This window comes from Nocardia sp. NPDC051463, assembly GCF_040681975.1.
GTDB lineage: Bacteria > Actinomycetota > Actinomycetes > Mycobacteriales > Mycobacteriaceae > Nocardia.
In genome coordinates this window covers 144,315-160,300 of sequence record NZ_JBFBAB010000002.1, presented here as the reverse complement: position 1 = coordinate 160,300, position 15,986 = coordinate 144,315, and the positions used below count along the sequence as shown (strand labels likewise).

Sequence of the window (15,986 nt, the reverse complement as noted above, 5' to 3'; positions counted from 1 at the left end):
GAGACGCGTGTGATTCACACCGCGGGCGCCGGTCCCTGCTGTCGCGTACGAGCTATGAGTGCGAGAGGGCGGCGCCGCGCGGCCTTCGACTCGGAGGTTCGCTGCGCATGGCAACCCCACCTCCTTCTAGTCGTTGCCGCGGATCTCTGCGTCCACGCCATCTACCGAAAACACGGAAAGGACGCGATTACGTCCTCGTGCAGGATACATGCTGGAGTGGAACAACTCACCACGAGTGATGGCCGCCACGGCAGCAGCCATTCGGCGCACCCGGCGTCGAACTATTGCCCGTCCACAGCCCGCCGAGCACAGTGTGTGCCAGGTCCGCACCACCGCCGGACCAGCATCCGGACCGCGAGGAATCACCATGGGCACCACCGATCAGCCACGTTCGGGGTCTCAGGCCGTCGAGCGGGCCATCCACCTGCTGAACTGCTTCGAAGGTGACGATCCCGAGCTCTCGCTCAGCGAATTGGCGCATCTGGCGGGTGTTCCGCTCAGCACCGCGCACCGTCTCGCCCGCGCCCTGGTCCGCGGCAGACTGCTGGAGCAGGACCCGGTCAACGACCGTTACCGGGTCGGGCAAGGCCTGGCGACGCTGGCGCGGCCTGCGCTGACCCGGCTCGGCATCGATTCGGCCGCACCACATATGTACGCCCTCGCCGCCGGGATCAAGATCACCGCGAGTCTCAGCGTCGCCGATTCGAGCGACGCTGTCACGGTCTTCCACGCGCGGCCGCCGGTACTCTTCTGTTCCCATCAGCTGCCGCGCTCGCGACAGCCGCTGCGATCCAGCGCGGCCGGGCGCGCCTTGCTCGCCTACACGGCCGCGGACCGACGTCCCGCTGCGGACCTGGACCTGGTGCGGCGCAAGGGTTTCGCGCTCGAGGAGCTCGAGTCCGACGATCCGGTGCGCTCGATCGCGGTGCCGGTGTTCGATGCCGACAAGCAGGTCTGGGGCGCGCTGAGCGTGCAGGCGCGCTCGGCGCGACTCAACGACGAACTGATCCGCGAGATCGTGCCCGCCATGCGTCAGATCGCCGTGCGCATCGGTGGGGTCGTACAGAACGGCGCCGGCTCGGCGGGCTGAGTGCCGGTACCCGAACAGCGTGAGTACCACTGTGCCGGAATTAAACTCGCGCCGATTTTCACAATGTGGAATGGCCGTTGTATCCCCGCCCACAGGGCCACACCATTGAAAGCCACAGCAACTTCCCGACCCGCACCACAACTCGAGAAAGTCTCGACGTGTTGATACCCACAGCGCTGATCCGCCGCCGCGCGATCGACCTCATGCGGGTTCCGCACGGAATCTGTCGCCCCTGACGCAGCGACGATCCCGGCGGAACACGCTTCCGCACCGGTCCGATTCGCGCTTTCCAGATCACGACACATCCTCGAGTCACGATTTCAGCGACTCCATTCTTCGCTGCCGCATGTCTATTTCGTTCCGCGCAGCGCATTTTCATCGAAGGAAACACACCATGCCGTCCTCCGCACCCCCGCGCCGCCGAACCCGAGCGTTCGCCGCCGCCCTCACCCTGCTCACCGGCATTTCCGCCCTCGCAGGGTGCGGCAAGTCCGAACCGGGCACCACCGCCGACGGGAAGGCCGTGATCCGGTATCAGGGCAGCACTGGCCAGGTCACCGCGTACGAACTGGCGGAGGACCTCGGCTACTTCAGCAAGATCGCACTGCACTGGGAGGGTGACACCACCAGCGGGCCCGCCAATATTCAGGCGGCGGCGACCAACCAGGTCGAGGTGGGCAGCGCGTTCAACGGCGCCGTCGCGAAGCTGATCTCCGGTGGCGCCAAGGTCACCTCGGTGCTCAGTTCCTATGGCGCGGACGAGAAGTCGTTCAGTGGATATTTCGTTCGCGATGATTCCGGTATTACGTCGGCACGCGATCTCATCGGCAAGAAGGTCGGTGTCAATACCCTCGGCGCGCACCATGAGTTCATCACGCGGGAGTGGCTGCATCAGCAGGGCCTCACCGAGAGCGAGATCAAGCAGGTCCAGCTGGTTGTGCTGCCGCCGGCCAACACCGAGGACGCGCTGCGCAAGGGCCAGGTAGAGGTCGGCACCCTGGGTGGCGTTTTCCGGGAAACCGCCGTCGAACGCGGCGGCATCCACCCGCTCTACACCGACAAGGCGCTTTTCGGTCAGTTCGACTACGGCACCTACGTTTTCCGAAACGACTACATCGCCAAAAATACCGAGGCGGTAGCGGACTTCGTCCAGGGCACCGCGCGGGCAACCCGTTGGCTGCAGGTCACTCCGCGCGACGAGGTGGTTGCGCGATTCAGGACGATCATCGAAAAGCGTGGCCGCAACGAGAACACCGACCTGCTGAAGTACTGGAAGAGCTCCGGAATTCCCGTTCCCGGTGGCGTGATCGCCGACAAGGAACTGCAGATCTGGATCGACTGGTTGGTGCGCAATGGTGAGCTGAAGGAAGGACAACTGAAGGTCACCGATCTGGTCACCAATCAATACAACCCGTACGCCAACGGCACCTTCCCGGCCGAGAGCGGACCTACCGGTGAAGTGGTGGCGGCGAAATGACGACAACCACAGCGAAACTCTCGCTCACGCACGTCAACAAGCAATTTCCGATCCGTGGTTCACACGAGAAGTTCACCGCCATCGAGGACATTTCGCTGGACCTAGGCGAAGGCGAGTTCCTCGTCCTGGTCGGGCCGAGCGGCTCCGGCAAGTCGACGCTGCTGGATCTGCTCGGTGGATTGAGTAAGCCCACGTCCGGTGAAATCCTGTTGGACGGCAAGCCGATCGATGGCCCAGGACTCGACCGCGGCATTGTATTCCAGCAATACGCGCTGTTTCCTTGGCGTACGGCCCGAGCGAATGTCGAATTCGGACTCGAGGCAAAGGGTTTGCGGCGCAGAGCCCGGCGCGAACGCGCCGAGGAGTATCTGGAGTTGGTCGGACTCGGCGGGTTCGGCGACCGCTTCCCGCACGAACTCTCCGGTGGCATGAAGCAACGGGTCGCCATCGCCCGCAGTCTCGCCTTCGATCCGGAGGTGCTGCTGATGGACGAGCCGTTCGCCGCGCTCGACGCGCAGACCCGAGAGTCGTTGCAGGACGAGCTTTTACGTATCTGGCAGGCAACCGGCAAGACCATCCTGTTCATCACCCACGGCATCGATGAGGCGGTATACCTCGGCCAGCGGGTCGCGGTGCTGACCGCGCGCCCCGGCCGCGTAAAGGCGGTGCTCGACGTCGATATCGACAGCAGCGCCGCAGAAGACATCCGGTCGACCGAAATCTTCCGCGGGTATCGACATCAGATCTGGTCGCTCCTGCAGAGCGAGATCGCGCCCGAGCACATCACCCCCGTCGCATCCGACACCGAGAGGCTGACCCATGTCTAGCGTCGTGGAACTCATCGCTGCCCCGGCTCGGCTCCAGGTGGCCGTCCCACCCCGCTCTGCACCGGCCGCTGTAGCCGAGGCCGGGCCCTCGATCGGCAGGCGGGTGCTCGCCACGGCGGGCAGGCTCGGCTGGCGCGTGCTGAAGCCGACCACCGCGTTTGCCGCATTTCTGCTGGTATGGCAGTTCGCGCCGGCTTGGGGTCTGGTAGACGAAATATTCCTGCCACCGTTTACCACGGTCGCGCAGGCATTCATCGACCTGGTGCGCAGCGGCGAGATGTGGACGCACGTGTCGACCAGCCTCGGTCGCTCGCTGACGGGGTACTCGATCGCGCTGACCTTCGCCGTGCCGCTCGGGGTCGCGATCGCCTGGTACAAGCCGGTTTCCGACTTCTTGAACCCGATACTGGAACTGTTCCGCAACACCGCCGCGCTGGCGTTGCTCCCGGTGTTCGTGCTGATCCTCGGTATCGGGGAAACCTCGAAGGTAGCGCTCGTCGTGTACGCGAGCTCCTTCCCGATCCTGCTCAACACCATCACCGGTGTGCGCACCGTAGACCCGCTGCTCATCAAATCCGCAGTATCACTGGGGCTGTCGCCGCTGCGGCTGTTCCAGAAGGTGATCCTGCCCGCCGCGCTCCCGTCCATCTTCACCGGCCTGCGCATGGCCGCGGCGGGCTCGATTCTCGTGCTGCTCGCCGCTGAAATGGTCGGCGCCCGAGCCGGACTCGGCTATCTGATCACCGCGGCTCAGCAGAACTTTCAGATTCCCATTATGTACGCGGGAATCCTCGCTATCTCCTTGCTCGGCCTCGTCTTCAACGGTGTCCTCGTCGCCCTCGAACGCCATTTCTCGCGCTGGCGTGTCGAATCGAACGCCTGACCCGGCCATCCGAACCCCTATCGAAGGAACAATCACCGATGTCGGCACCTCGTAAACAATTCCACCTCAACGCCTTCCTGATGGGAGTCGGGCACCACGAGGCAGCGTGGCGACACCCGCGCACCGAAGAGCACCGAGTGCTCGACGTGGCGCACTTCCAAGAGCTCGGACGAATCGCCGAGCGCGGCAAGCTCGACTCGGTGTTCTTCGCCGACGGCCTCGCGGTCGGGCCGCGCATCAAGCGCAATACGCTGGCGGTATTCGAGCCGGTGACGCTGCTGGCCGCCATCGCCGCAGCCACCTCGCGGGTCGGGCTGATCGCCACGGCTTCCACCACCTACAACGAACCGTTCAATCTGGCCCGCAAGTTCGCCTCGCTCGACCACATCAGCAGCGGAAGGGCGGGGTGGAACATCGTCACCTCGGGCAGCGAGGAGGAGGCGTTCAACTTCGGCTTCGATGCCATTCCCGAGCATGCCCGCCGCTACGAACGGGCGCAGGAATTCGTCGACGTCACGATCCAACTGTGGGACAGCTGGGAGTCCTCGGCGATCGTCCTCGACCCGCAGGAGGGGGTGTTCGCCGATCCCGACAAAGTGCACACTGTCGACTACGACGGTCCCCGGTTCAAGGTCCGCGGGCCGTTGAACTCGCCGCGCAGCCCACAAGGGCGGCCGCTGCTCGTGCAGGCCGGATCATCGGAGAGCGGTAAGGAATTCGCCGCGCAATACGCCGAGGCGGTATTCACCGCGCAGCGGACGCTGGCCGAGGGACAGGCCTTCTACCGCGATCTCAAGTCTCGGCTGGCGAAATACGGACGCTCCGCCGACGAGCTCAAGGTGCTGCCAGGGCTGGTGCCCTACATTGCCGACACCACGGCCCAGGCGCAGGCGCTCGAGCGGGAATTCACCGACCTGATCTCACCCGATTACGCGCTCGGTCAGCTCTCACGCCTGCTCGGCGTCGATCTCACCGAGCACGCACTCGACGCACCGCTGCCACCGTTGCCGTCGGTGACCGAAATCGAGGGCGGCAAGAGCCGGTTCACACTGGTCAAGGAATTGGCCGAGAACGAGAACCTGACGGTGCGCGAGCTCATCGGCAAATTGGGCGGTGGTCGTGGGCACCGCTCGTTCGCGGGCACGCCGACACAGATCGCCGACGAGCTGCAGACCTGGTTCGAGAACGGCGCGGCGGACGGCTTCAACATCATGCCGCCGTATCTGCCGGGTGGGCTGGAGGTCTTCGTCGAGCGGGTGGTGCCGATCCTGCAGGAGCGCGGCCTCTTCCGCTCCGACTACGAGGCGGACACGTTGCGCGGGCACTACGGACTCGAACCGGTGGAAAGCCAGTTCGCCACGGCGCACACCGAAGCGAGCGCATGACCTCCGATCCTGAATCGGGGGCGCCTGCCGCGGATTCTCTTCGGCCCCTGATGTTCTCGGTCTACCTGCCCACCTTGGCGCGCGGTATCGGCATGGGGGCGGGCGCACCGGTCATGACGCTGACCGCGCTCGACCTCGGTGCCTCCACGGCCATCGCCGGACTCGCAGTGGCGCTGGTCGGGCTCGGTCAGGTGCTCGGCGATCTTCCCGCCGGTCAGTTGGTGGCCAAGGTCGGCGAGCGGACCTCGATCATCGGTGGCACCGTGGTCGGGCTCGTCGGGGTGCTGGTGTGCCTACTCGCGCAGAACCTTCCGATGTTGTGCGCGGGGTTGCTCATCGTCGGATTCTCCAATGCCGTCTGGGGCCTGGCGCGGATGACCTACCTGGCCGAGGCCATTCCGTTCGAGCGACGCGCACGAGTGATGTCGCTGTTCGGCGGCTCGATGCGGCTCGGCTTTTTCGTCGGTCCCTTCCTCGGCGCGGTCGCCATCCTCGGCCTCGGCACCAGGGGCGGGTTCGTGGTCGAGCTGGTTGCCTTCGCCATCGCGGGAGCACTGATGGTGCGGCCGGTGCCGGGAACCGTCGCGCAGGAGAAGGAGCCGCCGCTATCGCTCGTCGGAGTCGCACGCCTGCATCGGCGGGTGTTGTCGACCTTGGGCGCGGGCGTGCTGCTGCTCGGGGTGGCTCGAGCATCCCGCGATGCGATATTGCCGCTGTGGGCCGATCACATCGGGATGAGCGCGGCGACAGCCAGTGCGATCTTCGGCATCGGTGCGGCGCTGGAGGTGGTCTTCGCCTATCCCGCCGGCCATGTGATGGATCGCTTCGGCCGCAGCTTCATCGCGGTCCCCTCGCTCGCGATCCTGGCAATCGCATATTTCACTGTGCCACTGACACATTCGATATCGACCTTGGGAATTGTCGCGGTGGTAATGGGAATCGGCAACGGGATCAGCAACGGGCTGATCATGGTCCTCGGCGCGGATGTCGCGCCTGCCGCGATCCGCGCCGAGTTCCTCGCGGCATGGCGGCTCAACCACGATGCGGGCGCCTTCGCGGGTCCGCTGCTGATCGCCGCACTGGCAACCGCTGCCCCGCTCGCGTTCTCGGTCCTCGCGATCGGCGGGATTTCCGCACTCGGCGCGACGGTCATGGGCCGATATATCCCGCAGTACGTCCCGTGGCCGCGTCCTGGCGAGAACCGGGACCTGCCCCGTAGCCATGACTCTTCGGAACAACCCGGGCTCCAGCAATCGGATCTCCTGCAGCAGAAGGTGACATCATGACCGCATTCGACGTTCTCGTCCTAGGTGGCGGACCGGCAGGCACCTGGGCCGCACTGAAAGCCGCGGCCACAGGGGCCTCGGTCGCACTGGCGGACAAGGGATTCTGTGGCAGCAGCGGTGCGACGGCTGCCGCGGGGACCGGGATCTGGTATGTCCGACCGGAGCCGAAACTGCGTGAGGAGGCCATGGCCGGTCGCGAGGCTCTCGGCGGTTATCTCGCCGACCGGAGCTGGATGGCACGGGTGCTCGACGAAACATACTCTCGAGTGAACGAACTTGCCGAGATCGGCCGTTACCCGTTCCCGGTCGGCCGTGATGGACAACCGCTGCGGACCGGTGTGCAGGGTCCGGAATACATGAAGCGCCAACGGCTTCGGGTGCAGCGCGCCGGGGTGACGATCCTCGACCACACGCCCGCGATCGAACTGCTGACCGACACCGACGGCACAGTGGCCGGAGCCCGCCTGCAGCGGCGGTCGGACCACGCACACATCGATATCGCCGCCCGTGCCGTGGTGCTGGCCACCGGCGGGTGCGCCTTCCTGTCGAAAACGTTGGGCTGCAACGTCAATACCGGCGACGGAACCTTGATGGCCGTCGAGGCAGGCGCCGAGCTCTCCGGCATGGAATTCTCCAATGCCTACGCCATCGCCCCGGAGTTCACCTCGGTGACCAAGACCGCGTATTACTCCTTCGCGACCTTCTATCTGGGCAACGGAGAGCCGCTGGCGGGTGCGTCGAGCAAGGGCGGTCGCTCGGCGATCGCGCGAGCGCTGTTGAGCGCGCCGGTGTACTGCACACTGGACCAAGCCGACCACGCTCAGCGCCGGGCGATGCGACTCGGGCAACCGAATTTCTTCCTCACCTTCGACCGGCTCGGCATCGATCCGTTCACCGACCGCTTCCCGATCACGCTGCTACTCGAGGGCACGGTGCGCGGCACCGGCGGCGTGCGCGTCGCCGATCACGATTGCTCGACCAGCGTCCCTGGTCTGTACGTGGCAGGCGATGTCGCGACCCGCGAGCTGATCTGCGGCGGGTTCACCGGCGGCGGCAGCCACAACGCCGCATGGGCGATGTCCTCGGGCAGTTGGGCCGGTACCGGGGCGGCGAACTACGCACTGCGCCAAGGCAATTCGATCGATGATCGGCGACGGTTCGGCGCAGGCGGTGTCGGGCTGCGACCCACCGGCCGACCCGATACCGGACTCCGACCGGCTGAGGTCGTGTCCGGGGTACAGCGGGAGGTACTGCCCTACGACAAGAACTACCTGCGCCACGGAGACCGGTTGCGGCCGGCTCTCGCGGCGCTGCACGAGCTGTGGCAGCAGGCGCGCACAGGCCTGACCGGCACCGACACCGCCAAGGTCCGCTCGGCCGCGGCGATGACCGCGCACGCGCGGTGGATGTATACCGCGGCGCTCGCGCGCACCGAATCTCGGGGAATGGCGCGCCGCCAGGAATTCCCCGACCTCGATCCCGCCCAGCACCATCGACTGATCACCGGCGGTCTCGACGAAGTGTGGACCGCACCCGAGCCCGCCTTCCTCGCGGGGTCCCGAGCACAGTTGGTGCCGGCATGATCGAGGTGATTTCGGTCGACCGGTGCATCGGATGCGACAAGTGCATCGAGGTGTGCCCCACCAACGTCTTCGACCGGGGTGTGGACGGGATCCCTTTGCTCGCAAGGCAATACGATTGCCAGACGTGCTTCATGTGCGAGGCCTACTGCCCTGTGGACGCGTTGTTCGTCGCAGCACGCACCGCGCCACTGCCGCCCGACGACATCCAGCGCGACGAGACGTACCTGATCGAACGCGAGCTCTTGGGCAGCTACCGCAAGGCGCTCGGCTGGGGCGGCGGCTGCCTCGGCGCCCGCTATGCGATCGGACCGGAATTGCCTTGACGCCCTTGACGAAACGGCGCGTCATCGACTTGATGCGCGTGTGCCGCAGCGCCTGTTGTGCGGGAGATCGACCCGTGCCATCCTCCATCTTGATTCACTGAGCGAGTTCCCATGACTGCCGTGCACGACACCACAACCACCACCGACACCGTGCGGATCGCCCCGGTCGCCGGACACATCGGCGCCGAAATCTCCGGCGTCGACCTGCGCGAGACCCTCACCGACCCTCAGGTCGAGGACATCACCGCCGCGCTGCACAAGTACAAGGTGCTGTTCTTCCGTGACCAGCACATCGGCCACGCCGAGCAGATCGCCTTCTCCCGGCGATTCGGCGCGGTCACCCCGTCCCATCCCTACGACGACGACGCGCCGACCGAGTACCCGGAAATTCTCGCGGTCGACAGTCGGCTGTACGAAAAGCGTTTCGGGGTACGAAAATTCAGCTACACCAATTTTTGGCACACCGATGTGTCCCCGCTGATCAACCCGCCCGCGGCATCGATCCTGCGCGCCGATATCGCCCCCGTGCACGGTGGTGACACCCAGTGGACGAACCTCGTCGCCGCCTACGAGAACCTGCCGGAATCGCTGCGGCGTTTCGTCGAGGGCCTGCGCGCCGAGCACCGGTTCGGTGGCAGCAGGCCGGCGTGGAACGCCGAGAGCGACTATGCGAAGAAGGTGGCCGCCGCGCCGCTGGTTACCGAACATCCGGTGGTTCGAGTTCATCCGGTGACCGGGGAACGGGCGCTGTTCGTCAACCCGGGTTTCACCACCCGCGTCATCGGGCTGAGCCCCAACCAGAGCGACGCACTGCTGAAGCTGCTGTTCGACGAGATAGCGCAGCCTGCCTACACCGTGCGATTCCGCTGGGCGCAGGGCAGCATCGCCTTCTGGGACAACCGGGCCACCGCGCATCTCGCGCCCAGCGACCTGAATCATCTCGATGTCACCAGGGTGCTGTATCGCACCACGCTCGAAGGTGACATCCCGGTCGGCGTCGACGGCGTGGCCTCGACGTCCGTCTCGGGCGCACAGTTCACCGGCGCCTGAGCCGAGGTCAGTGAGTCGGTCGAGTGCTGCAGGGGCACTCGGCCGGCTCCACGGTGTCACCACACCGCTGTTGGACGCACGCGGCGTCGAACTCTTGCTCGGCCGCCGGTAACCCGGGACAGTGGGCCGGGTCCGGTACGCCTGCGCCGGCGTACGTGCGGCCGCCACACCGTCGGTCGGTGTCCGCCGGTGAGTGACCGATCACGACTAGATTTTCGGGTAAACACATGAAGGAGATATCTGTGCGCTTCGGCATCTTCATCCCGCAGGGTTGGCGACTGGACCTGGTCGGAATCGACCCCGCGGCGCAGTGGGGGGTGATGCGCGATCTCGCCCAACGGGCCGACGCCGGTGACGTCTGGGAGTCGCTGTGGGTGTACGACCATTTCCACACCGTGCCGACGCCGACCGACGAGGCCACCCATGAAGCGTGGACGTTGATGGCGGCGTTCGCGGCCTCGACGTCGCGGATTCGGTTGGGGCAGATGTGTACCGCGATCAGCTACCGCAATCCGGCCTATCTGGCCAAGGTCGCGGCCACCACAGATCTGATCGCCGGTGGCCGGGTCGAGATGGGCATCGGCGGCGGCTGGTACGAACACGAATGGCGCGCCTACGGCTACGGATTCCCCTCGGCGGGCGAGCGTCTCGGACGCCTCGACGAAGGGGTGCAGATCTTCCGGCAGGCATGGACCGAGGGCACGGCCTCCCTTGACGGCAAGTACTACCAGGTCGACGGCGCCATTGTGCGCCCGCTGCCTCTGCAGGAGGACGGGATTCCGCTCTGGATCGCGGGCGGCGGCGAGAAGAAGACACTGCGCATCGCGGCGAAGTACGCCGACTACACCAATTTCAGTGGCAATCCTGAGGAGTTCACCCACAAGTCGGAGATCCTGCGCTCCCATTGCGCCGACGTCGGCACCGATTTCGATGCCATCGTGCGGAGCTCGAACTTCAATGTCGCGATCGGGTCCACCGAGGCGGAGGTCGAAGCCCGCCTCGCTACCTTGCAAGCCCGCCTGAGCCCCTTCGTCGGCGCCGAGCAGGCCGCCACTCATGTCGCCGACCTCTACCGGGGCACCGCCGCTGTCGGCACGCCCGAGCAGATCATCGACAACCTCAGCAAGGTCCGTGAGCTCGGGCTCGGGTACGCCATCTTCAACTTCCCCGAAGCCGCCTACGACACCTCGGGCATCGAACTGTTCGAGCGCGAGGTCGCACCCGCGCTGAGGTGAGCGCTGGAAAGGGGTGGGCTCACCCGCGGAGCCCACCGCTTCGCGGTGTCCTCACTCGGGGAGTTCGCAGATCTGGACCAACTCCGCGTCACGGGGACGCGTGACGAACCTGCCACGACCGACCGGCATCGGGGAGGGGCGGACGTTCCCGAACAATGTGCCCTCGTCCCTGGACCCGCTCATCACCAACGCGTCCGCACCCAGGTCCCGCATTCGGCTGATCACCGGGTCGTACATGGCGCGGCCTGCGCCTGCCGTGCGTCGCGCCACGACCAGGTGAAGGCCGCAATCATTCGCATGGGGGAGAAGGTCGATCAGCGGCGTGAGCGGATTACCAGAGCTCGACACCACCAGTTCGTAGTCGTCGACGATCACGAATACCTCGGGACCCTTCCACCAGCTGCGTTCACGAAGTTGCTGTGGCGTCACCTCCGGCCCCGGCAGGCGGCGCGCAATGACATCGGCGAACTGGGCCAGAACGGCGGTCGCGTCCGGAGACGATGTCGAGTACGCGGAAAGGTATTCGCCCTCGACCGCCTCCAGCATCGTTCGCCGAGGGTCGATGAGGAGAATCGCCACCTGTCCTCGGGTGCTCTGTTCGACTATCCCGGTCGTGATGTTCCTCAACAGTGTCGTTTTGCCTGCTCCGGCGTCGGCAAAGGCCACGAAAAGTGGTTGGCTCTTGAAGTCCAGCACCAGCGGCTGGAGGTCGGACTCTCGCACGCCGACAACGACGCGGCTCCAGCTCTGTTCGATCCCTGAGACCTCGGCGGCAGCGAGGACCTCGGATCGGGTGATCCGCAGCGGCAGTATTCGAATTTCCGGCGCGAATCGATCAGGATAGGCGTCGCGGAGTTGCCGACCTGCCGACCGGACACCGACGGATAGTGTTTCGACATCCGTTTCCGAGTCCAGGCGTGGCAGCGCCATAAAAATGTGTTGAGCGCCGGCCGGCCCACGTAGCAGCCCGCGCCCCGGTATATCGGGCACGAGCGCGGCCGCGCGCCTGCTGATATCGGAATCGTTCAGGTCATTGAGTCGCAGCTCCACTCTCGTACCGATTCGATCCTTGACGGCCGCGCGGATGTCCGCCCAGCGGGTCGCCGACAAGATCACATGGATGCCGTATTGGAGGCCGCGGACCGCAAGCAGACTCAACTCGGTTTCCAACGCCTCGAACTGCAGAAACAATTCTCGCCAGCCATCGACAACGAGAAATACGTCCCCGAACGATTCCCGCAGAATCGGGTCCGCAGCGAGATGCCCGGCGGGCAGCGCATCGACATCGGCTCTACGACTGCGGAACTCGGCCATCGACACGATGCTCTCCGCGGTGAAGAACTCCTCACGCCGATGCAACAGCGCGGTCAGCTCCGCGATCGTGCGTCGTACTCGATCCTCGTCGGTCCTGGCCGCGATCGAGCCCACGTGCGGTAAGCCCGCGAAATCCGTGAAGGCGCCACCACCACCGAAATCGAGAATATAGAACTGGACCTGATCCGGGCTGTGTGTCGCTGCTATCGCCATGACAAAGGTCGCCAGCGCTGTCGACTTGCCGGACCCGTGGCCACCGACCACCGCCACATTGCCGTGCTCACCGACCAAGGCCACCGTCAGCGCGTCCTGCCGCTGGGCGAACGGATCGTCGACGACAGCGACCGGCACCCGAAGTTGACCATGCGAAGCGCGCGAAGTCAGCAGCAACTTGTCGATCGTCGAAGGCGCAGTAAGCGGCGGCAGCCATATCCGGTGCGCGGGCGCAGCACTGGCCCGCAGTTGTTCGGCCAGCGCGTCGAGCAATGTGCGCTGGACAGTCCCCGCGGTCCCCGCACCGTGCACATCCCGCTCCGGCCGCACCACATACGGCGCTCTGAAGCGAATGGGGTCGGAGGAATCATGTTTCAGGTATCCGTGCCCCGGCGTGCTCGGCAATTGGTAGGCATCCGAAGTGCCGAGCACGGACCGGGATTCATTGGCCGAGAATGTGCGCAGGGCGATCCGGTAGGACAGTTGACTCTCGATCGCGCCGAGTTTGGGTCCATCGAGTCGTTGTGTTGCGAGCAACAGGTGTATCCCCAACGATCGGCCGAGTCGAGCGACCATACCGAGCGCCTCGGCGAATCCCGACTTCTGCGAAAGGAGTTCGGCGAACTCGTCGACGATGATGAGCAACGCAGGCAACGGCTCCTGCGGCACTGGGCGCAGCGGCGAATCTGCCGCGCCCGCTTGTTCGGACTCGTCGAGGCTGTTGAGGTTTACCGCCGACCGGACCAACTGCTGCCGACGTTGAACCTCGCCGGTGACCGTCTCGGCCAGCCGATCAACGAGCGAGAGATCCGCTTCGAGATCGTCGACCAATGCCGCGACATGGGGCAAACCGGCCAAACCATCGAATGCGCCCTCCCCCTTGAACGAAATGAGCAAGAAGTTCACGACAGCCGGCGAGTGACGCACCGCAAGGCCGGCCACGATGTTCTTCAGCAGCGTCGATTTGCCCGATCCCACGGCACCGACCACCAGACCGTGTGGACCCATGCCGTTCTCGGCGGCCTGTTTGAGATCCAGCTCCACGGTTTCACCGGTGTGAGTCACCCCGATCGGAATTCTGAGCCGATCGCGACCGGCCATGGCGTGCCACGCTTCATCGAGAACGACCTTGTCATCGCTGCCGATTCCGAAGAGATCCGCGAAATCGACCTCGCCGTCCAACAGCGAGCGCGACAAACCCGACGGCGCGGACCGCTCCCCGACCAACCGACTCACCAACTCTGCCGCCCCATCGGTCATGTCCGACAGTCCCACCGAATCCGGCTGCAGTTCACGAAGATCCGGCATAGCGATGCGGAAGGGCCGCTGGCCGTAGAGCGCCCAACCGGGACCGTCGGGCAGCCGGTTGGCACGCTCCGGATTGATCCGTGACTCCGACGGGCGGTGCAAACGCAGTTCGACGTGTGCGGGCAGCAGATCGCCGAGCCAGTCCGGCGCCTCGCTCCAGTCGCGGGCCGTCGCCACGACGTGCACGCCGTACTCCGGTCCAGCACTGGCCACCTGCTTGATCCTGCTGTCGAATTCCGCGATGTGCTCACGGAAGTCACCCCACCGATCGATCAGCAAGAAGACGTCGGCGACCGGCCCGTCGGTCAGCAGCGACCGTGCGGCGCGCAGGCTCGCGGGGGAATCAATGCTGTTGTCCCGGTACAGCTTCTTGCGGCGGCGGATCTCTCTGGTGATCGTGTCCAGCAGTATCTGCACTTGCTCGGGTTCGTCGTCGCCCGCCACGCCCACCAGGTGCGGCAGCGCGCGCATCGAGCCCAAGCGGTTGCTCGACTCCAGCACGTAGATCTGCGCCTCTTGCGCGGTGTGGGTCAGCGCGAGCGCTCCGGCGAGCGTACGCAGCAGGGTGCTCTTTCCCGAGCCCGCCCGCCCGACCACGAGAAGATTGCCGTCGGCGCCTGCCAGATCCAGCCAGATCGTCTCGCCCGGCGCACCGTCCGAGCGCCGCTCCTGCCCGATGGGCACCTTGAGTCGTCCTGTCCCCCACCAGTTCTCCGCTCGCAGGCCGGTGACCGGATCGCGTTCGAGCCTGCCGAGCAACGCGCCGAGTTGAACGCGATCACCCACCTCGAGCACCGCGGAGTACTTCCTTCGGACGCGCGCGATGTAGACCTCGTCCTTGAAGACGCCGTAATGGTTCGGGGTCTGCCTACTGGTCCGGCCGCGCACATCGGCGCTCACATAGGTCCACAGGTCGTGCGTGCCGATCAGGCCGCTGCCATTGTCGGCAAGTCCGGTACCGATGCCCTTCACCAGGGCGGAAGTGAACACCGAAAGTGGCGCGGACTGATCGGAGCCGGCCCGCCCGTCCTCGGCCGTCTCGACGGCGCTGGAGGCGGTCAGCACGCAGATGCCATCGCCCGCGGCGAGTTCCCGGCCGACATCGTCGATATTCGGGGCCGACTTGACCACGTCCGCGCCGAGGAACGCGCCGCTGTAACAGCAGTCCAGCAGGATGATCTTCGCCGCGGCGGCGGAGTCCCTGATCAGTTCTCGAATGAACGTCGAGGACACCGCGGTGCTGCTCAACAATTGCGGGTCGGTGTTGCTGGTCGCCAGATACAGGTTCTGTCGGGTTCGCAGGCCATGGCCGGAGAAGTACAGCAGGACGACATCCTCCGGCTCCGCGCCGCGGAACAGTCGCTCGATACTGCGCTCGATCTCGGCCTTGGATTCGTTGGTCAGTAGCTCGGTCGGCCGGAAACCACCGATTTCCGGATCCCGCAGCAACTCCCGCAGTTGCTCCGCATCCGAGACCGGCGCGTACAGCCGAGGCAGCCCTTCGAAATGGTAGGTGTCGTTCGCGATGAACAGCGCCAACCGCCGACCGGTCGGGCTACTCATCGTCGAGTACGTCGCGAATCCGGTCGACGATTTCGTCGACCTGGCCGTCGGTCGGGCGGACGATGGTCACCTCTTTGTCACCGCGTTTGACGGTGACCGATGTCGCCCTGGTCCGATCGAGGAACTTGATGACGATGTCCCGGATTGCCCACGCCGTGGTTCCGATCGCCCCACCGGAGGCAACGAGCTGGCCGATCTGCTCCAGCGCGCCGGACTTCGCGCCCGGCGCGGCGGAGGTGGTCGCCTTCCGAACGGCCAGTCCCCTGATCTGCCGCAGATCCTGCTGTAGTTCGTCTGCGAGTTGGTCCAGCCACTCAGGATCTCGACGCCGCTCGGAATTGATCACCAGCACAACGTCACTCATCACTGCCCCTCCAGTCGCCCCACACTCACCGTAGTGCGACCACTCTAACCACGAGACAACGGATTCGAACGCGAAGCGACGGCCG

The 15,986-nt window shown here is 65.6% G+C and carries 12 protein-coding genes; 10 read left to right on the top strand and 2 right to left on the bottom strand.

Features of this window, described 5'->3' with window-relative positions:
• Nucleotides 1-367 precede the first annotated feature (367 nt).
• From AB0M74_RS06395 to AB0M74_RS06350, 10 genes are all read left to right on the top strand, one after another.
• Nucleotides 368-1,090: an IclR family transcriptional regulator gene (locus AB0M74_RS06395; protein ID WP_364902298.1), complete on the top strand. Its 723-nt coding sequence runs from the start codon at nt 368-370 to the stop codon at nt 1,088-1,090.
• A gap of 394 nt (nt 1,091-1,484) precedes the next feature.
• Nucleotides 1,485-2,567, top strand: coding sequence for an ABC transporter substrate-binding protein (locus AB0M74_RS06390; RefSeq protein ID WP_364902296.1), 1,083 nt, complete (start codon nt 1,485-1,487; stop codon nt 2,565-2,567).
• Entirely contained in the window at nt 2,564-3,394 is an 831-nt protein-coding gene (locus AB0M74_RS06385) for an ABC transporter ATP-binding protein (protein ID WP_364902294.1), read from the top strand. Before AB0M74_RS06390 ends, AB0M74_RS06385 begins: the two co-directional genes overlap by 4 nt.
• A complete protein-coding gene (locus AB0M74_RS06380) occupies nt 3,387-4,277 on the top strand; it encodes an ABC transporter permease (RefSeq protein ID WP_364902292.1) in 891 nt (296 codons plus the stop codon). The genes AB0M74_RS06385 and AB0M74_RS06380 overlap by 8 nt, the downstream gene beginning before the upstream one ends.
• Nucleotides 4,278-4,315: 38 nt before the next feature.
• A complete protein-coding gene (locus AB0M74_RS06375; protein ID WP_364902290.1) occupies nt 4,316-5,662 on the top strand; it encodes an LLM class flavin-dependent oxidoreductase in 1,347 nt (448 codons plus the stop codon).
• A complete protein-coding gene (locus AB0M74_RS06370) occupies nt 5,659-6,948 on the top strand; it encodes an MFS transporter (protein ID WP_364902288.1) in 1,290 nt (429 codons plus the stop codon). Before AB0M74_RS06375 ends, AB0M74_RS06370 begins: the two co-directional genes overlap by 4 nt.
• Nucleotides 6,945-8,531, top strand: coding sequence for an FAD-binding protein (locus AB0M74_RS06365; protein WP_364902286.1), 1,587 nt, complete (start codon nt 6,945-6,947; stop codon nt 8,529-8,531). The genes AB0M74_RS06370 and AB0M74_RS06365 overlap by 4 nt, the downstream gene beginning before the upstream one ends.
• A complete protein-coding gene (locus AB0M74_RS06360) occupies nt 8,528-8,854 on the top strand; it encodes a ferredoxin family protein (protein WP_364902284.1) in 327 nt (108 codons plus the stop codon). Before AB0M74_RS06365 ends, AB0M74_RS06360 begins: the two co-directional genes overlap by 4 nt.
• A 111-nt stretch (nt 8,855-8,965) precedes the next feature.
• Nucleotides 8,966-9,904 carry a TauD/TfdA family dioxygenase gene (locus AB0M74_RS06355; protein ID WP_364902282.1) on the top strand — a complete coding sequence of 313 codons (939 nt, stop codon included), beginning with the start codon at nt 8,966-8,968 and terminating at the stop codon, nt 9,902-9,904.
• A gap of 242 nt (nt 9,905-10,146) precedes the next feature.
• Nucleotides 10,147-11,139 (top strand): LLM class F420-dependent oxidoreductase, encoded by a 993-nt coding sequence (locus AB0M74_RS06350; RefSeq protein ID WP_364902696.1) that lies wholly within the window; start codon nt 10,147-10,149, stop codon nt 11,137-11,139.
• Between the two features lie 51 nt (nt 11,140-11,190).
• Here the strand turns inward: AB0M74_RS06350 and eccCb are convergent, their stop codons facing one another.
• Together eccCb and AB0M74_RS06340 are read right to left on the bottom strand one after the other, a co-directional pair.
• Nucleotides 11,191-15,537 carry a type VII secretion protein EccCb gene (gene eccCb / locus AB0M74_RS06345; protein WP_364902280.1) on the bottom strand — a complete coding sequence of 1,449 codons (4,347 nt, stop codon included), beginning with the start codon at nt 15,535-15,537 and terminating at the stop codon, nt 11,191-11,193.
• The gene (locus tag AB0M74_RS06340) at nt 15,530-15,901 is read right to left on the bottom strand and encodes a hypothetical protein (protein WP_364902278.1); all 372 of its coding nucleotides are present in this window, start codon (nt 15,899-15,901) and stop codon (nt 15,530-15,532) included. The genes eccCb and AB0M74_RS06340 overlap by 8 nt, the downstream gene beginning before the upstream one ends.
• Between the last annotated feature and the right edge of the window lie 85 nt (nt 15,902-15,986).

Bases quoted from the DNA above. Each gene is read 5' to 3' on its own strand.
- AB0M74_RS06395 (WP_364902298.1), top strand. From the start codon at position 368: ATGGGCACCACCGATCAGCCACGTTCGGGGTCTCAGGCCGTCGAGCGG.
- AB0M74_RS06390 (WP_364902296.1), top strand. From the start codon at position 1,485: ATGCCGTCCTCCGCACCCCCGCGCCGCCGAACCCGAGCGTTCGCCGCC.
- AB0M74_RS06385 (WP_364902294.1), top strand. From the start codon at position 2,564: ATGACGACAACCACAGCGAAACTCTCGCTCACGCACGTCAACAAGCAA.
- AB0M74_RS06380 (WP_364902292.1), top strand. From the start codon at position 3,387: ATGTCTAGCGTCGTGGAACTCATCGCTGCCCCGGCTCGGCTCCAGGTG.
- AB0M74_RS06375 (WP_364902290.1), top strand. From the start codon at position 4,316: ATGTCGGCACCTCGTAAACAATTCCACCTCAACGCCTTCCTGATGGGA.
- AB0M74_RS06370 (WP_364902288.1), top strand. From the start codon at position 5,659: ATGACCTCCGATCCTGAATCGGGGGCGCCTGCCGCGGATTCTCTTCGG.
- AB0M74_RS06365 (WP_364902286.1), top strand. From the start codon at position 6,945: ATGACCGCATTCGACGTTCTCGTCCTAGGTGGCGGACCGGCAGGCACC.
- AB0M74_RS06360 (WP_364902284.1), top strand. From the start codon at position 8,528: ATGATCGAGGTGATTTCGGTCGACCGGTGCATCGGATGCGACAAGTGC.
- AB0M74_RS06355 (WP_364902282.1), top strand. From the start codon at position 8,966: ATGACTGCCGTGCACGACACCACAACCACCACCGACACCGTGCGGATC.
- eccCb (WP_364902280.1), bottom strand. From the start codon at position 15,537: ATGAGTAGCCCGACCGGTCGGCGGTTGGCGCTGTTCATCGCGAACGAC.
- AB0M74_RS06340 (WP_364902278.1), bottom strand. From the start codon at position 15,901: ATGAGTGACGTTGTGCTGGTGATCAATTCCGAGCGGCGTCGAGATCCT.